This is a genomic window from Marinospirillum sp., assembly GCF_035271045.1.
GTDB lineage: Bacteria > Pseudomonadota > Gammaproteobacteria > Pseudomonadales > Halomonadaceae > Marinospirillum.
This window is the reverse complement of sequence record NZ_DATESC010000014.1, coordinates 1-17103: the sequence shown is the minus strand read 5'-3', so window position 1 is coordinate 17103 and position 17103 is coordinate 1. Positions and strand designations below refer to the sequence as shown.

Here is a 17103-nt window from a genome sequence, read left to right as displayed (position 1 = left end):
GCGTACCCACCAAAGCTGTCAGTGAGCGTAATGGTTAACAACCTTAAATCCATTTCATCAAGAATGTTGCGATTGCAGAATACGCACCTTACAAGACAAAGCAAAAGTGCTGCGTTATGGTCGCGCTCTTACTTTGCTTGTACGGCAGGAGGTGCAACAATCGAAACACTAAAGGCTTATGTAGAGAGTCAAGCTACACCAGATTAAGCCGCTTTGCGTCTTACGCCTTATATCCCCGCCCGATTGGGCGAGGGTTTACGGCGGAATTGCTAAATTAACGTGCATCTTTAGGCATATTACCTTTAGGCCAGTCATTAACAATAGCTGGGAAATCTGGGCGTGGCATATGTGTAAAATATTCAGATACATCAACCGCATCTTGATCGCTTAACACATTACCGTGACCCCACAAGCCTTGGGTTTGAATACCCATTGGCATATTATACTTTACAAAAGCAGCAGCCTTGTAAGTACGCGCCATGCCCGCACCGATATTAAACGATTCATCACCCCATAAAGGTGGGAATACGATATCACCACGGCTGTCTTTAATGCCTTCACCGTTATCACCGTGACAAGTTGCACACTGTGCATGGTAAATAACCTGACCACGTATCGAGTCGGGTATTAGCGAAGTATCTACTTTACCAGCGTTACTGATATTAACTTTTGAATTAGCGGGTGTTTTTTGTGACAACCACTTCATGTAAGCAATCATTGCCGCCATTTCAGCGGATTCACGATCTAAAGGCTTGCCATTCATAGAACGCTGGAAACAACCATTAATACGGCCTTCTAAATCAACCAGCGTATTAGAACGCGGCATAACGCGTGGGTAGGTTGTAAAGCTATTAATGTAGGGATCACCTAGCGGAATTTTACCCTGCGCTATGTGGCAGCTGTTGCAGTTCATTGCTGCGCCCACATGATCTGGCAGCAGGCGTTTGGTTTCATTTAGCAAACGCTTACCATAGAAAATTTGATCGGCATTAGGTTCTTCCAAAATAGCCGTATCTTGTGGCAACACATAGGTGGCTATGTCTTGGTTAGCATCATCGGTAAGAATTAAATCAAACTGCGTAGCGTTGCGCTCAACAGGCTCAGGTTTTGAACAGCCACTTAAACCCACAGCAAACACGGCTAAAGCCAAGAATGTCATTATTATTCGATTATTCATTTACCCGCTCCTTTTGCTGCCGAATCAATACTCAAATCAGGTGCGATATCTGTACCTGTTTTTGGTTTTTTAGCCAAAAATACACGCATTGCTACCACATCATCAACGGTAATTTTACTGGCTTGATTCGTCCAACTGTTGCGAATGTAGTTAACCACTTCAGCAATGTCGGCATCACTTAAATTAATAAATTCTGGCATGGTAAACGCCATACGGTCATGCGGTGTATGTGGCATACGGCCACCGCTTAGCGTAATTTGTAAAACCGAGTCAGCATCATTTGAATAAACTGCGCTGTTACCATCCAGTGCTGGAAAAATGCGCGGCACGCCCTGACCATCGGCACGGTGACAAACAGTACAATATTCAACATACAACAATGCACCGCGTGAATCGTAAACGCCATCGAGTAATTTTTGCGTGGTAATGTCTTTTTTAACCGGCAAAATCATGGCTTCACCTGGTTTAGGCGTTAGTGTTTTTAAATACGCTGACATAGCGTAAAGGTCAGCATCTGTCATGTATTGGGTGCTGTGTTCAACAACTTCTGCCATCGCGCCAAAAGCTGCGGTAATATCAGTACGACCTGTTTTAAAGAAATCAACCAATTCTTCAGTTTTCCAAGTGCCTAAACCGCGATGTTCACCACGCAAACTTTTTGCGCGCCAGCCATCAATTACTGCGCCACTTAAAAAAGAATCCGAAGCATTGGTTAAGGTTAATTCTTGAAAACCTACACCACGTTCAGTGTGGCAAGAACCACAATGACCTGGGCCTTCAACTAAATACTGACCACGCGCCAATACAGCATCTTGGGTTTCTGGAATAAAATCACGTGCTGGGGCAAAAATGGCCTGCCAATAAGCCAAAGGCCAACGCCAATTTAAAACTGGGGGCAATTCGCTGGGTTTATTTTCTTGCTTAACCGCTTTTACACCCGACATAAAGTAAGCATACATAGCGGCTACGTCTTCATCGGGCATAATTTGGTAAGAAGGGTAAGGCATGGCTGGGTACAGGGCGCTCTTGTCTTTACGCACGCCATGCTTGGTCGCATTATTAAAGTCGTCAAAGGTATAGTTACCAATGCCGGTTTCTTTGTCTGGGGTAATATTTGTGGAATACACCGCCCCTAAAGGTGTCAGCATCGGCAGACCACCGGCAAACTTTTCACCGTCTAATGTGGTGTGACAAGCAACACAATCACCCGTACGCGCTATGTATTCACCACGTTTTATTAGCGCTGGATTATTAATATCAACTTGAATGCCCGTAGTTGTAGTACGCAAATTAGGCAGCAACAATCCCAAACTAAACACAACAGCAAAACTGGCGATACCAGTAATAATAATAATTTTTGGCCACTTTTTTTTCATACTCATAAGCACCCGCTCCATCAGGCAATTAACTTGCCATCATCTATGATTTTATTATGCATTTTTTTATATTATATATGCCTATTATTTTTTAAGCGAGGTACATTGCCACGCTTTTTATTATTGAGTTATTAATCAATCATTAAAAATATTACTTTAAAAAACATTAGTTTATTTACTGAGCTAGTTCAAAAAACACGCCCTTGGTTAATTTTAATAAATCATCTGGATTTAATTCAAGTTCTAAGCCTCTACGACCGGCACTCACATAAATACTTGAGTAGTTTTTTGCTGAAGCATCCAGCACGGTTTTAAGGCGCTTTTTTTGCCCCAGCGGACTTACGCCACCCAACACATAACCCGTTGAACGTTCAACCGCAGATTTTTCTGCCATCAGCGCTTTTTTAGCACCTAAAGCTTTAGCAATAGATTTCATACTTAACAGGGCTGAAACTGGCACAATACCCACCGCTAGATATTGGTTATCCAATATCACAACTAAGGTTTTAAAAACCTTTTCAGCAGCAACGCCCATCTTTTCAGCCGCCTCAAGCCCATAGGATTCACTGGCTGCATCGTGAGTATACTCATGCACTTGGTGTATAACTTTTTGCTTTTTAACTAAATTAATCGCGGGAGTCATTGTTTACCTATTCAATTTTTCGTCATTATATTTAAGATATTACACCCATTCGCTGACCCCATACTAAAACTGGATCATGCTAAGATTCTTAACCCTTTATTTAAAAACTCTCACAAGGAAGATTGTATGCTGGCTTCTTTATCGCCTGGTCTAATGGTATTACAAGGCAATCACCTAGAAGATTTGCGCGAGGTTGCGGTGCAGTGGCTGGCACAACACCCGTTGCAGCCTTTAGAAGATGAATGCATTTTGGTACAAAGTAACGGCATTGCTCAGTGGTTAAAAATAGCCTTGGCAACCCACCCACAAGGTAAAGGCATCGCAGCAGCAGTTAACCTACAGTTGCCGGGGCGGTTTATTTGGCAAGCGTATCGCAGTATTTTTACGGATTTACCCAAAAGTTCGCCCTTTGATAAAACACCACTCACTTGGCGTATTTACCGTTTATTAGGCGATTGGGCAACCTTAAAAACCCGTTTAAATCAACGCGGCCATTTAAGTGAAAAAATCGCGGCGCTAAGCCCATTAGAAGGCTTTTTAACAGCTGACCAAGACCCGCGCCGCCGTTATCAACTGGCGGCTAATCTTTCTGACCTTTACGACCAATACCAGCTATACCGTGCCGATTGGTTAGAAGCTTGGAAAGCCGATACAGACATCATTATTAAAGCCAATGGGCAGCATGAACCACTGCCTGAAGAACAACGCTGGCAAGCCATTTTATGGCGGGTGTTAAGTGCCGATATTCATGGCGAAGGTATAGCCTCTGGCGATGCTAATTGGGCAACGGCTAGCCGTGCAGTTGTTCACCAGAAATTTATTACGGAGTGTGAAAACTACACACCTAAAAATCGCCCTATAAACCTGCCGCGCCGCGTGATTGTTTTTAGCATTTCTTCTTTGCCGCGCCAAACACTTGAGTTCTTACAAGCCATTGCCAAATTCACCCAAGTTATGGTGTTCGCCACCAACCCTAGCCAGCATTACTGGGGCGACTTAATTGAAGGCAAAGCCCTTTTAAAAAAAGAATATAAGCGCATTGCTGAACGTAAAACACCCACTAATTTGAACCTTGAAGATTTGCACGCCTATGGGCATCCGCTGCTGGCTTCTTGGGGCAAGCAAGGCCGCGACTTTTTACACCTATTGGATGAATACGACCAGCCCGACCGTTATAAACAGTTATTTCATCAACAAAAAATAGATTTATTTACCGATTCAGGGCAAGGCTGTTTATTGCACCAGCTACAATCAGATATTTTGCATTTGCGCCCTTTAGCAGAGCGCCAAGCACAGCAAACGCAAATTAATCCTAAGCAAGACCAAAGCTTACAATTTATGGTGGCGCACAGTGTGCAGCGTGAAGTAGAAATTTTACACGATCAGTTGCTCGACAGTTTTGAAACCGCCAAGCGCGAAGGCCGGACGCTAAACCCGCGTGATATTTTAGTGATGGTGCCAGACATTAATATTTATGCACCTCACATTCAGGCAGTATTTGGGCGTTATACCACCAGCGACGATGAGCGCAATTCGTTAAGGGATAAGCGTTATTTGCCTTTTCACATTGCTGACCAAAGCCAGCGCCGCCAAAACACGCTGTTAATTGCGCTAGAACAGCTGCTGCATTTACCGCAATCACGCTTTACAGTGAGTGAGATTTCTGACCTGCTAGACACGCCAGCGCTGCGTGAACGTTTCGGTATTAACGAAACCGACCTGCCCACGTTGCGACAATGGATTCATGGCGCCAATATACGTTGGGGCTTAGATGCAGCGCAGCGCAAACAATTAAACCTGCCAGAATTAGAGCAAAACACTTGGTTATTTGGTTTACAGCGGATGCTGTTGGGTTTTTCGGTAGGGCATTCGCTTAACAATAACGCTAGTTGGCAAGGCATTGAACCTTATACCGAAGTCGCTGGTTTAGAAGCCGCATTAGTTGGCCCATTAGCGCTTTTATTAGACAGCCTACAAACTACCCAGCAGCAGCTTTCAAAATCCCACACACCCGATGATTGGTTAAATTTAATTGAAAACCTTTTAGCTGATTTTTTTGTTGAAACCAGTAAAACCGATAGCTGGGCATTAACTCATTTGGATATGCAGTTAGAAATGCTGCAAAAAAACTGGCTAGCAGGTGGTTTAAGTTGTGAGTTATTACCGCTGGAAGTAGTACGTGAAGAATTGCTGGCAAGCTTAGACCAAACCAACTTAACTCAAAAGTTTTTAGGCGGATCGATTAACTTTGCGACTTTAATGCCGATGCGAGCAATTCCCTTCCAGCAGCTATGGTTGCTGGGTATGAATGATGGTGATTACCCGCGCAATGTACGCCCTGCCGACTTTGATTTAATGGCGATAGATTACCGCCCTGGCGATAGGTCACGGCGTGAAGATGACCGTTATTTATTCTTAGAGGCTTTATTATCAGCACGCCAACGCTTAGTGATTAGCTGGCTAGGCAAGGATATTCGTGACAATACTGAACGCCCACCTTCTGTCATTGTTAGCCAGTTGCGCGACCACCTGCAAGCCGGTTGGCAGTTAGCTAACAACGCTGCTGCTGATACAACCAATAATACAACTGATTTATTAGCAGCACTGACCACCGAACATCCGTTGCAGCCATTTAGTCAACGTTATTTTGAAGTGGATAGAGACCCGCGCTTATTTACCTATGCCAAAGAATGGCGTTCGTTGCACGGTTTTAATCAGCCCACGACTAACAATGCAACAACGGCGTTAGAACTACCTGCTTGGCAGGCAGAAGCACCCATTAAGCTGGTTGATTTAGCCCGTTTTTTACGCAACCCAACTCAGTATTTTTATAAAAATCGTTTAGGTATTCAATGGCTTGATACTGACCAAGACATAGAAGATATTGAGCCTTTTCACCTTGATGGCTTAAATCGCTGGGCGTTAAAAAACCAATTAATTCAACGTATAACCCAACAACTAACCCAACAACCTAACAGCCTAATAACACAAGCTTTAAGCGATGGACTCACACATTTACAGCGCTCTGGCAGTTTACCTTTACCGCCTTTTGCTGAATTAGTACAAGCCGCATTAACACAAGAGCTTGAAGTGCCGCTAATGGACTATCAGCAGCTACTGGCGGCCTATCCAAATAAACAACCCGTAATAACCCAATCATTAAAATTTAAAGATCAGCTTATTTTAGACGATGGCTTAGCTGACATTCGTTGCAATGCCAATGGCGATTGTTTGCGCGTAATTATTCAAGCCAGCAACTTGCATTCAGGCAAAACGTTAAAATATTACCACTTAGTCCGCCAATGGCCCGCCCACCTTTTTGCACAAATGCGTCAGCCACTAACCACACACCTGATTGGGCCAGCAACTCACCTTATTTTACCCAGCCTAAGTGCTCAAACCGCTGAAGACCTGTTACTAGCGCTGCTAGAAACCTACTTTGCCGGTATGAATCAACTTTTACCTCTACCTTGTAAAACAGCTTTTGCAGCCCTTGAAAACAACCAACCACAAGACGTTTATGAGGGGAATTATAGTTTTAATGGCGAATTGGCAGAAAACCCACCACTACAAGCATTCTGGCCTGACTATGCCAACCTTAGTAATGACCCACGCTTTATGACCTTGGCTGAATTAATTTATCGCCCAATCATGGAGGCCGCCCAATGACCTTATTAATAAAGCAGCTTGATCCATTAACTTTTCCACTATTTGGTAGCCGTTTAATTGAAGCCAGTGCAGGTACGGGTAAAACTTTCACGCTGGCACTTTTGTATGTGCGACTTATTTTAGGCACAAGCAATAACCAGCAAGGTTTTCAGCGCCCACTAACGCCTAAAGAAATTTTGGTTGTTACCTTTACAGAACTGGCCGCCGGTGAATTGCGTGACCGAATTCGCGCCCGTTTAGTAGAAGCCGCTGATTACTTTAAACAGCCAGAAAAAAACGCGGATGAATTGCTGATAAAACTACGTGAAGACTACCCCAAAGATGAATGGAAGCGCTGCGCTTGGCGCTTGCAAATGGCGGCAGAAAGCATGGATGAAGCCAGCGTTTCAACCATTCATAGCTGGTGTAATCGTATGCTAGTCGAGCACGCTTTTGATACCCGTGGACTGTTTAATCGTGAGCTAGTCACCGACACCAGCGAGCTATTAAGTCAAGTGGTTGAAGATTATTGGCGTGTGCATTTTTACCACTTAAAACCTGAAGAAGCCGCCGCCGTTACCCAAATTTTTGACTCACCGGCTGCATTAGAAAAAGCCTTATATAGCCTGATTCAACCTACCAGCCAAGGTGTTAGTTTTTTAGGCCAACCGCTGGTTGCAAGCGACAATTTACTAAATGAAACCTTTGCAGCTTGGGCAAATTACCAGCAAGCGTTGCATAACAAAACCACCGAAACCAAAAACCATTGGGCGAATAACTGGTTAGACATTGAAGCGCATTTATTAGCACTGCAACCCAGCTTAAATGGCACCACCCACGGCAGCGCCAAGCTTGATAAGTTTCAGGCATTATTGGCTGAGATTGCTGACTGGGCTAACAATGAAGGCGATGCAGCAGAACCATCGAAATTACGTAGCTTTGCAAAAGGCAATTTTAAGTTTAAAGCCAAAGCTAACATCAGCCAAGAAGACCCTTTAAAAGCCTTTACGCTGCTAAAAGAAATGGACACTTTAACCGCTAACCAGCCTAAGTTAAGCCTGCATGCAGCCATTCTAGCAGCGGCTGCGGTATGGGTTGAAAAAACATTTCAGCAACGCATGGCGCAATACGCAAAAATGAATTTTGACGACCTACTGGTGCAGCTTGAAAAGGCCCTAAACCCTGATGCAGCCGACGATCACGCACAGCATTTAGCCACCACATTAAAACGCAATTATCCCATTGCAATGATTGATGAATTTCAAGACACCGACCCCATTCAATACAGTATTTTTGATTGCATTTACAAGATTGAAAATTCGGCTGAAGACAGCGGTATTTTTATGATTGGTGATCCTAAACAGTCCATTTATAGCTTTCGTGGCGCAGACATTCATACTTATTTACAAGTGCGTCAAGCGACCAAAGGCCGCCATTACACACTAAAGAAAAATTTTCGTTCAACCCAAGGCGTGGTCAATGCCTGTAATGCTTTTTTTGAATATGCCGAACAACAGCCCCAAGCTGCGTTTCGTTATAAACAAGAAGGTCAAACAGATAACCCAATTCCTTTTATTGCCGTTGAAGCACAAGGCCGTGACGAGCAGCTTTACCTAAATCAGCAAGCCGTTAACCCGATGACGCTTTGGTATTTTTCTGGTGAAAATACAACCGACCCAGTGGGCATTGCTGAATTTAAAGGCAGTGCCGCAGAAGTAGCCGCCAGCCAAATTACCCAATGGTTAACCGCTGCGGCTGTTGGCGAAGCAGGTTTTGGAAAAACGGGCATTGAAAAAGCACTGCAACCAGCAGACATTGCAATTTTGGTAAGAACCAGCAACGAAGCACAACGCATGACGGCTGCATTAAACGCTAGAGGCGTTGCTAGTGTGTATTTATCTGACCGCGAAGCTTTATTAGCCAGCCAAGAAGCTGCTGATTTATTACACTGGTTACGCGCTTGCGCTGAGCCAACTAATGAACGTTTGGTTAAAGCCGCTTTGGGAACACTAAGCCTTGGGCTGCCTTTGACACGTTTAGCGGCTTGGCAAGAAGATGAGCTGGCTTGGGAAGCAGAAATGCAGCAGTTTAATCGCTTGCATTTTATTTGGCGGCGGCAAGGAGTATTGGTGATGCTGCAACGCTTAATGGCGTATTACCAATTGCCTGCGCGTTTATTACAACAACCCACTGGCGAACGCAGCCTAACTAATTTACTGCATTTGGCAGAATGGTTACAACAAACAGCCAGCCAACTAGAGGGTGAGCAAGCCTTAATTCGCCACCTTTATGAGCACCTTGGCAAAGAAGACCAGCAACTGCTGCTACGTTTAGAAAGCGATGCACGTCGCGTGAAAATCATTACTATTCATAAATCTAAAGGATTGGAGTTTCCGTTAGTGCTGCTGCCATTTATTAGCGGTTGGCGAGAAGTCGACGGACGCGCCAAGCAGGTGCCTTATCATCAAACCGCAAACCATCAAACCACCGGACGTTACACAGAAGTCGCTGGACAAAAACAGTTTCCAAAAGCATGGCAAGCCGCTAATGATGAACGCATTAAAGAAGACTTACGCTTACTTTATGTGGCGATGACTCGTGCTAGCCATGCTTTATGGCTAGGCGTTGCGCCGTTAAAATCAGGTAATGCTAAAAAGCCGCAACTTGAAAAGTCGGCGTTAGGTCATGTTTTAAACGGTGGCAAAGTATTTAAAGAAGCCGTTGATGTTTACCAAGCTTTGGCGGAACTGGCTACACACTCAGCTTCAGCCATCACACTGGTAGCAGCACCGGAATCCAGCAACCAGCAAGCGCCTAATTTAAGTAAAGTGCAATTAGAACAAGCTCGACCTGCGCCCCAATTAGACCATTTAAGTAACTGGTGGATTGCCAGCTATTCAGCGCTGCAATTTGCAGGGCAAGGCGAAGCCATTGATGAACCGACCAGCGCCCAAGAAGATCAGTTGTTAGAATTAAGCCAAGCCACCACTGTTGACGAAGCCGGTTTAAATTTGCCCTTGCGTTTAAAACCTCAGCCACTCGCCGACCCTGTGGCAAATAATACCTTTATGCACTTATTTCCGCGTGGACCTAAATGGGGTACTTTTTTGCATGGCTTATTAGAGTGGGCTGCCCAAGATTTTACCGCAGCAGTAACCGATGATCTAAGCCGTAACACAATGCTGATTAGGCGCTGCAAGCTACGCAACATCGACACCTTTGCTGCGCCACTTAACGTTTGGATGAAGGATTTTCTACAACAAACATGGCTGACTACCGGCTTTGCTTTAGCCGATTTAAAACCAGCTAATTTAGCAGTAGAATTAGAATTCTTAATTGAAGTTCACCAAGTGGATACCCAAGCATTGGATAATCTGGTACGCCCTTATACTTTGCAAGGCGCTGCTGCACCCTTAGTGAAAAGGAATGTTTTCAATGGTATGTTAAAAGGCTTTATTGACTTGGTGGCTGAAAAAGATGGCTGTTATTACATCATTGATTGGAAATCTAATTACTTAGGTGCCAGCGATAACGATTACAGTCAAGCAGCCATGCAAAAAGCCATCAACGCGCACCGCTATGACTTGCAATACATTTTTTATATTTTGGCGTTGCACCGGCAATTAACCGCCCGTTTACCCAATTATAATTACGACCAGCACATAGGTGGCGCGGTGTATGTTTTTTTACGTGGCTGGAAAAATCCTACCACCCAAGGGTTATTTCACGATAAACCACCTAAAGCGCTGATAGAAAAACTGGATACACTGTTTAGCGATGCAACCAAGAAAGTCGAGGTTAGCCAGTGAAAAACTTAATGGAAACGCTAGTAACGTGGGCAGAACTGGGTGCGCTACGCAGCTTAGATTTGGCGCTAACGCGCTTTATTCAACAACAACTGCCTGATAGCAGCGATGCAGTCTTATTAGCGGTAGCGCTGGTCAGTGAACGCAATGCTCATGGTCATGTGTGCCTTGATTTGCAAGCGGCTTTAAATAACCCACAAAGCTTATTAACCACGACTAATGAAAATACAGCAAAAGATGAATTAGCCGCACTGCTGAACCCGCTTAGCTTAGCCAGTTGGGTAGCAGAGCTTAAAGCCAGCTCAGCAGTTAACCAAGCTAATTCACCCCTAGTTTTAGCCGGAATAGATAAACAGCCGCTGCTGTATTTGCGCCGTTATTGGCACTATGAACAACAGATTAAAGCCGCACTTGCACAGCGTTTAGCCGTGCAACAAACCTTGCCAGAAGTTGCCACACAAAAGCTATTAGCTAGGCTGTTTCCTGCGGCTGATTTACCTACAGCAACCGACTGGCAGAAAGTAGCGTGTTTATTAGCTGCTCGCAGCAATTTTTCCATTATTACCGGCGGCCCAGGTACTGGTAAAACAACAACAGTGGTTAAGCTACTAGCCTTATTACAGGGGCTGCGTTTATCCAACCATGAAACACCGCTGCAAATTCACCTCGCAGCGCCAACGGGTAAAGCCGCAGCAAGGTTAAGTGAATCCATTGCTGGCAGCATTGAGCGCTTAGCCTTATCTAACAACTTAGACCTACCTGAAAATCTAGCCACAGACATTAAAAGCAAAATACCTAAAGAAGTGACGACTTTGCACCGCTTGCTGGGTAGTCTGCCCAATACACGCAGTTTTCGTCACCATGCAACCAACCCACTGCCTACCGATTGTGTAGTGGTGGATGAAGCGTCGATGATGGATGTAGAAATGATGGCAAAGCTAGTGGCTGCACTGCCCAGCACGGCAAGGCTTATTTTGTTAGGCGATAAAGACCAACTTGCTTCGGTAGAAGCCGGTTCAGTTTTAGGGGATTTATGCCAAACCGCTGCAACAGGGCATTACACGCCAGCCACAAAAGCTTGGGTTCAACGATTAAGCAATGAGCAATTAGCAGATGGATATATTGATGAGCAAGGCACAGCGTTGCAGCAAGCCACTTGTATGCTGCGCCACAGCTACCGCTTTAGCGCCCACCCTGGCATCGGTGAACTAGCCCAAGCCGTAAATACCGGCAAAACAACAGTAAACAAGCTAAAAGCTTGCTTTAAAAACAACCCTGATAGCTTAAATAATTTGCTGCTTAAAACCACCAGCGATCCCTACAAAGTATACTTAGCACCCTTAGAACAATTAGCCGTCAAAGGCTATCAAGGCTATTTAACCACGCTGCAAACACTGCAACCCACTCAAGCCAATACCAGCCCAGCCGAGTTAGAAGATTGGGCATTAAAAGTCTTTGCTGCACACAATCAATTCCAGTTATTAACCGCTGTTAGGCAAGGTTTTTTTGGTGTTGAAAGTTTAAATCAGCAGATTGTGAAAGCATTGCAAAGTAAGAATCTTTTACCTGAAGGTGTATCTTTTTGGTATTCCGGCCGACCGCTGCTGGTTACGCGCAATGACTATAGCCTAAAGCTAATGAATGGTGACATTGGTATTTGTATGATGTGGCCAAAAAAAGGGCTAAGGGTAGCGTTTCCCAATGGCAAACAGGGCATTCGCTGGGTATTACCCAGTCGTTTACAGGGCATAGAAACAGTATTCGCCATGACGGTGCATAAATCCCAAGGCTCAGAATTTACCCACACCGCACTGGTATTACCCGATTTTGGCAACCCAGTGCTAACCAAGGAGCTGATCTATACTGGCATTACCCGTTCTAAAGAGAAGTTTACTTTAATACACAGCAAAGATAGCGTATTGCAGCAGGCGCTAAATAGCCAAGTTGAACGGGTTAGCGGATTAACCACTTTGTCAACCTAATTTAACTGCCGGTGTCGCCTGAAAGCCGTCATCGGTGGCCACAAGCTGTTTGGCTTCACAACGCATCACAAAACTTAACGGCTGGCTCGTGGCATCGGGCTGAATTAATAATTCAAGCAAATCACCCTTTAACGCGGCACTGGTGAGTTGTGCTTTTTTACCGTTAATCCAAACTTTCCCTTTAATCCTTTGGTATCTTTGTTGCAGCACTACTTTATAAGTGTCACCACTCGTCGTTTGCCATTGCCAATGGCCAGCTACCTTGGCTGGAACAAACCATTTAAACAAATGAATACCGCTAAAACTTTTGCATTCATCTGCTCGCCAATCACCCATATCAAATGCATGAGACACAATGCGCGTGCCAGGGCGCAACTCATTAAGTAACCTTGGCCTTAACTCAATATTGACTAAATCAAGCAAATAAAGCGTAACAACGGTGGCTTGGCTAAAGTCCTCTTCCAAAAAACTACCTTCAAAAAAATCGACCAAATGCTCAACGCCTGCATTACCAGCAGACTCCATCGCATCAGCAATCCGCATCGGATCCATATCAATGCCAATGCCCCGTGTTCTTCTGTCTAAAGCTGCTGCAACAACGATACGTCCATCACCACAACCCAAATCATAAAGCAGGTCTTTACTGGTTATTTCAGCCAAATCCAACATAGCCTGGACTACTTTTTCATCCGTCGGCACATAGGGCACATCTAAATAAACTTCAGGTGCTTCAATACCATATTCATCAAAAGCAAGGTCTCTAAAATCAGGATCAGACAAGGAGTATTCATCGAATGCATAATCCATGTCTCTAAGTTCATCAATCATGTAATCATCATGGTCAAACGCTAGGTCTTTGTACAAGTAAGACACCTACAAATAAAAGAATAAAAAATTAATGTAAACCGCACGCTATTTTTGAGCAAAGCGCTGCAACTGCATTTCATGTAAACGGCTTAGTACACGACGAAACGGAAAGTCTAAAGCGCCTTCACCTTCTGGGTATAATGCATGTAAAGGCACAGTCGCTTCAATATACAGCGGAACACCTCGGTCATAACACTCATCAACCAAAGCAATAAAACGGCGCACACCATCATCTTGATAGGTTAATGCTGGCAGCTCTCGACCACCGGCAAACACAAGTTCAGCAGCATCTTCTGTGCCACGTGCTATTGATTTTTGCTGTTTTGCACCCGTTAATTGCGGTACTTTGCCTAGCAAAATATGCGTAAAATTATCACATAACTCAATAAAATCAGCCGCTACAAACAACTGTTCGCATAAGTCTTGATAATTACACCATAACACCCACCGACTACGTAAAGCTAATTTCAAACGGCGATTACCTAAAAGCAACGGCTCACTAACACACGCTTTTATAGGCTCTTTTTCTGTTAACTCGGCAAAAACTTCAGCCAAAGCTTGGGGCGCATTGACCCAATAACGTTGCGTACTAGCACCTGGATGCAAGCGGTGATCGCTACCACCATCGACACTTAAAATGTGCATATTATTTTGAATTGCAGTAATGGCGGGTAATAGCTGCTCGCGGTTAAAACCATCCTCATAAAGCTTTTGTGGTGGTTGATTAGACGTTACTACCAACACCAAACCTTCAACAAACAAGTGTTGGAATAACCGACTAAGTAACATAACATCACCAATGTCATTAATAAATAATTCATCAAAACACAACACACGAACATCAGCAGCCAACTCTTTGGCAATTAAATTTAACGGATCAGCTTGCCCTGTTAACTGAAAAAGACGCTTGTGTAGCCAGCGCATAAAATGATGAAAATGCAAGCGCTTAGCAGGAACATTTAAACTTTGAAAAAAACTATCCATTAACCAAGTTTTACCACGACCCACCGGGCCCCAAAGGTAAACACCTTGCAGCACTTGCCCAGTAATATCATTGGAATGTAACGCTTGAAAACACCGTTCTAGGTTTTGAACTGCTAAGTATTGAGCAGCATCTTCTTTAAAACCATTAGCCAGTGCTTGCTGATAAGCAGCAGAAGGAGAAAGAGAAAGCACAAAGACTCCTTTAAAAATACCTTATTGAATTTGGGGATAACTTATTAAGCACGGCTATCTTTTCGTCATTTCTTTTGTACAAAATACTCAAACCTACACACAAGATAAGCAGGTAAAACTACCCTTTATTAAACTTATACTTCTAAAATCTCAAAAAGAGCAACGTAGATCAGACGAGGTTTAATACGGGCTTAAAATTATCAACTAAAGCAACATCTAATATTATAGAACTTAAATTAAATACAAAGTGGTGCTTACATTTTTTTACTGTAATCTCACTATTCTTATCTACTTGAATAGTGTGCACTAAAAAGTATCAGTAATAACTCGTTAAATTCATTGGCGCACCAATAATGCACAGGACTGCTAAAGCTATGCAACACCAACGTATATAAATAGGTATTGGTAGACTAATAGATGTTGGTACTATTCTTGCTGGTACTGCATTTTGCCAGCGCACACAAGCCAAGGAAAGTCCGCAATGAAAATTCAGAGTCACTTTCAACCCATTATTAGTCTGACACATCGACGCGTTGTGGGGTACGAAGCTTTATTGCGCGCCAAAAATTCCAATAACCAACTTTGCTCACCGTTAGAAGCTTTTAATAAAGCTATATTGAATAATCGAGTAGAACAGTTTGATCGAGAGTGTATTGCCAGCCATCTATTAAACTTTGGTCAAATGAACACTGATAACCAGTGGCTATTTTTAAATTTGCGTAGTGAAACCATCAGCCCTGATAATCATCGTGCGCCGATGCTAGAAAAATTCTTACGCCGTCGAGGGCTTGGTAGTGAACGCATGGTGCTAGAAATTTTAGAAGATGCTGTTTCTGACCCAGTCCAGCTACAGGATTTTGTCAGTCACTACAAAGCTGCTGGCTTTTTAATTGCCATTGATGACTTTGGTACTGGCGCATCTAATTTTGACCGTATTTGGCAACTAGAACCTCACATTGTTAAATTAGATCGCTCCATGCTGGTCAATGCTCGTAATAATCCTCGCCGTCAATGCTCGTAATAATCCTCGCCGTCAACGTTGGCTTGCGCGTTGTGTGGCGTTGTTGCGTGAAACTGGTGCATTAGTATTATTAGAAGGCGTTGAAACCAAAGAGGATGCTTTATTAACACTCGACAGTGAAGCTGATTTAGCCCAAGGGTTTTATTTTGCTCGCCCTAGTGCAACGGGTAGGTATGAAGAGCAAGCCTTAGCCGACTCCATTCATTCACTACATCAGCACACGTTACGAGATCAACTAATACGCCAACATAGTCAATCACGTAAAAGAAATGAATTACAAAAACTGCTTAAACAAACAGCAGAGAACCTAGAACAGAATATGGAATTTCGGGTTGCTACTCAGCAATTGCATGACCATGAAGCGATTGAGCGTATTTATATGTTAGATGCTGAAGGGGTACAAATTGTTGAAAATATTAGCTCACGGTCAAGCATCAGCGTTACGGCTTATGCACCACTTAGCCGCAGTGTGGGTGCTTTATGGGCTAGACGTGGCTACTTTCGCAATGCATTAGAGCAACCAAGGCAAGTTCAAATTTCTCAACCTTACCTTGGATTACCAGATGCTACACTAGATGTCACACTTTCCATTGCACTACACTCCGGTAATCCTTCACGTCTACTGGTGCTTTGTGCCGATTGCCCTGCTGCTTGGCTAGAAGCATAACGACCCGTTTATTTTAAAAGCTGTACTAAACGATGATTTTATAGTGCAGCAAAATTTCCAGTTGGCCGTAATTGCTGTTGAATACCCATCAAAAAATTTCTAAGTACCTGATCTTTACATTCTCGATAGTTTTTGTGGTCTGTCTTGCGGAAAAAGGCGCTTAATTCATGATTACTTATACTAAAGTCGACTAACTGGAAAATCTCCAAAATATCTTCAGTTTTTAAATTAAGAGCAATCCGGAGTTTTTGAAATACGGTATTATTATTTAAACTTTTTTCTGGCTTAGGTTGCTCACCTTCCCGCTTGCCCCGCTTCAAGTTAATAAAACCATTTAAGAAGCTAGCTAATTCAATATCTTTCAGCTTTAAAAAAGCTTCGTCATCTTCTTTTTTTAACCAAGCAGTAATTTGTTCTTTAGTAGCATTAAAATCAGCCAAAGAAAAAACTTCAATCATCGTGCTATCTTTCAAATCAAAGGTATAACGTACACGGCGTAAAATATCATTATTAATCAAAATATCATTCCTAATCTTTAAGTTAACTTTTAATCCTAAAATCACTCCATGAAAAGCCATAAAAAAACCCCCAGCTTGATAAGCTGAGGGTTATTTTATAAGTGCCTGACGATGACCTACTTTCACATGGGGAGACCCCACACTATCATCGGCGCTAAGCGGTTTCACTTCTGAGTTCGGTAAGGGATCAGGTGGTACCCACTTGCTATGGTCGTCAGGCGT

Annotated in this window: 12 protein-coding genes and 1 rRNA gene; 6 read left to right on the top strand and 7 right to left on the bottom strand. The window is 43.5% G+C overall.

Translation table 11 applies throughout. The features are described 5' to 3' along the window. A partial coding sequence (gene tnpA / locus VJY63_RS05530) for an IS200/IS605 family transposase (RefSeq protein WP_324048844.1) occupies nt 1–207 on the top strand: 207 nt, incomplete at its 5' end. A 67-nt stretch (nt 208–274) separates the two neighbouring features. Here the strand turns inward: tnpA and VJY63_RS05525 are convergent. The 3 genes from VJY63_RS05525 to ybaK all read right to left on the bottom strand — a co-directional run bounded on the left by VJY63_RS05525 (nt 275) and on the right by ybaK (nt 3196). Then, nucleotides 275–1177 (bottom strand): c-type cytochrome, encoded by a 903-nt coding sequence (locus tag VJY63_RS05525; protein ID WP_324048842.1) that lies wholly within the window; start codon nt 1175–1177, stop codon nt 275–277. Next, complete coding sequence (locus tag VJY63_RS05520) at nt 1174–2559, bottom strand: cytochrome c (RefSeq protein ID WP_324048840.1); 1386 nt, start codon at nt 2557–2559, stop codon at nt 1174–1176. Before VJY63_RS05520 ends, VJY63_RS05525 begins: the two co-directional genes overlap by 4 nt. A 169-nt stretch (nt 2560–2728) precedes the next feature. Next, nucleotides 2729–3196 carry a Cys-tRNA(Pro) deacylase gene (ybaK, locus tag VJY63_RS05515; RefSeq protein WP_324048838.1) on the bottom strand — a complete coding sequence of 156 codons (468 nt, stop codon included), beginning with the start codon at nt 3194–3196 and terminating at the stop codon, nt 2729–2731. A 126-nt stretch (nt 3197–3322) separates the two neighbouring features. Here ybaK and recC point away from each other — a divergent pair, with 126 nt between their 5' ends. The 3 genes from recC to recD are packed head-to-tail and all read left to right on the top strand — an operon-like array spanning nt 3323 to nt 12632. Then, the gene (recC, locus tag VJY63_RS05510) at nt 3323–6865 is read left to right on the top strand and encodes an exodeoxyribonuclease V subunit gamma (protein WP_324048836.1); all 3543 of its coding nucleotides are present in this window, start codon (nt 3323–3325) and stop codon (nt 6863–6865) included. Beyond that, on the top strand, nt 6862–10653 hold the full coding sequence (recB, locus tag VJY63_RS05505; RefSeq protein WP_324048835.1) for an exodeoxyribonuclease V subunit beta: 3792 nt from the start codon (nt 6862–6864) through the stop codon (nt 10651–10653). Before recC ends, recB begins: the two co-directional genes overlap by 4 nt. Next, nucleotides 10650–12632 carry an exodeoxyribonuclease V subunit alpha gene (gene recD, locus VJY63_RS05500; protein WP_324048833.1) on the top strand — a complete coding sequence of 661 codons (1983 nt, stop codon included), beginning with the start codon at nt 10650–10652 and terminating at the stop codon, nt 12630–12632. Before recB ends, recD begins: the two co-directional genes overlap by 4 nt. Here the strand turns inward: recD and VJY63_RS05495 are convergent. Beyond that, nucleotides 12624–13496, bottom strand: coding sequence for a methyltransferase domain-containing protein (locus VJY63_RS05495; protein WP_324048831.1), 873 nt, complete (start codon nt 13494–13496; stop codon nt 12624–12626). The genes recD and VJY63_RS05495 overlap by 9 nt on opposite strands. 48 nt (nt 13497–13544) lie before the next feature. Then, the gene (gene zapE / locus VJY63_RS05490; protein WP_324048829.1) at nt 13545–14675 is read right to left on the bottom strand and encodes a cell division protein ZapE; all 1131 of its coding nucleotides are present in this window, start codon (nt 14673–14675) and stop codon (nt 13545–13547) included. Nucleotides 14676–15156: 481 nt separating this feature from the next. On the opposite strand from zapE, the gene VJY63_RS05485 reads away from it, so the two are divergent. Next, nucleotides 15157–15696 (top strand): EAL domain-containing protein, encoded by a 540-nt coding sequence (locus VJY63_RS05485; RefSeq protein WP_324048827.1) that lies wholly within the window; start codon nt 15157–15159, stop codon nt 15694–15696. Then, a complete protein-coding gene (locus tag VJY63_RS05480; protein WP_324048825.1) occupies nt 15662–16363 on the top strand; it encodes an EAL domain-containing protein in 702 nt (233 codons plus the stop codon). The genes VJY63_RS05485 and VJY63_RS05480 overlap by 35 nt, the downstream gene beginning before the upstream one ends. 38 nt (nt 16364–16401) lie before the next feature. Here VJY63_RS05480 and VJY63_RS05475 read toward each other — a convergent pair whose 3' ends face one another. Both VJY63_RS05475 and rrf read right to left on the bottom strand, forming a co-directional pair. Next, nucleotides 16402–16881: a DUF1456 family protein gene (locus VJY63_RS05475; protein ID WP_324048846.1), complete on the bottom strand. Its 480-nt coding sequence runs from the start codon at nt 16879–16881 to the stop codon at nt 16402–16404. Between the two features lie 103 nt (nt 16882–16984). Beyond that, nucleotides 16985–17100 (bottom strand): 5S ribosomal RNA (gene rrf, locus VJY63_RS05470). Between the last annotated feature and the right edge of the window lie 3 nt (nt 17101–17103).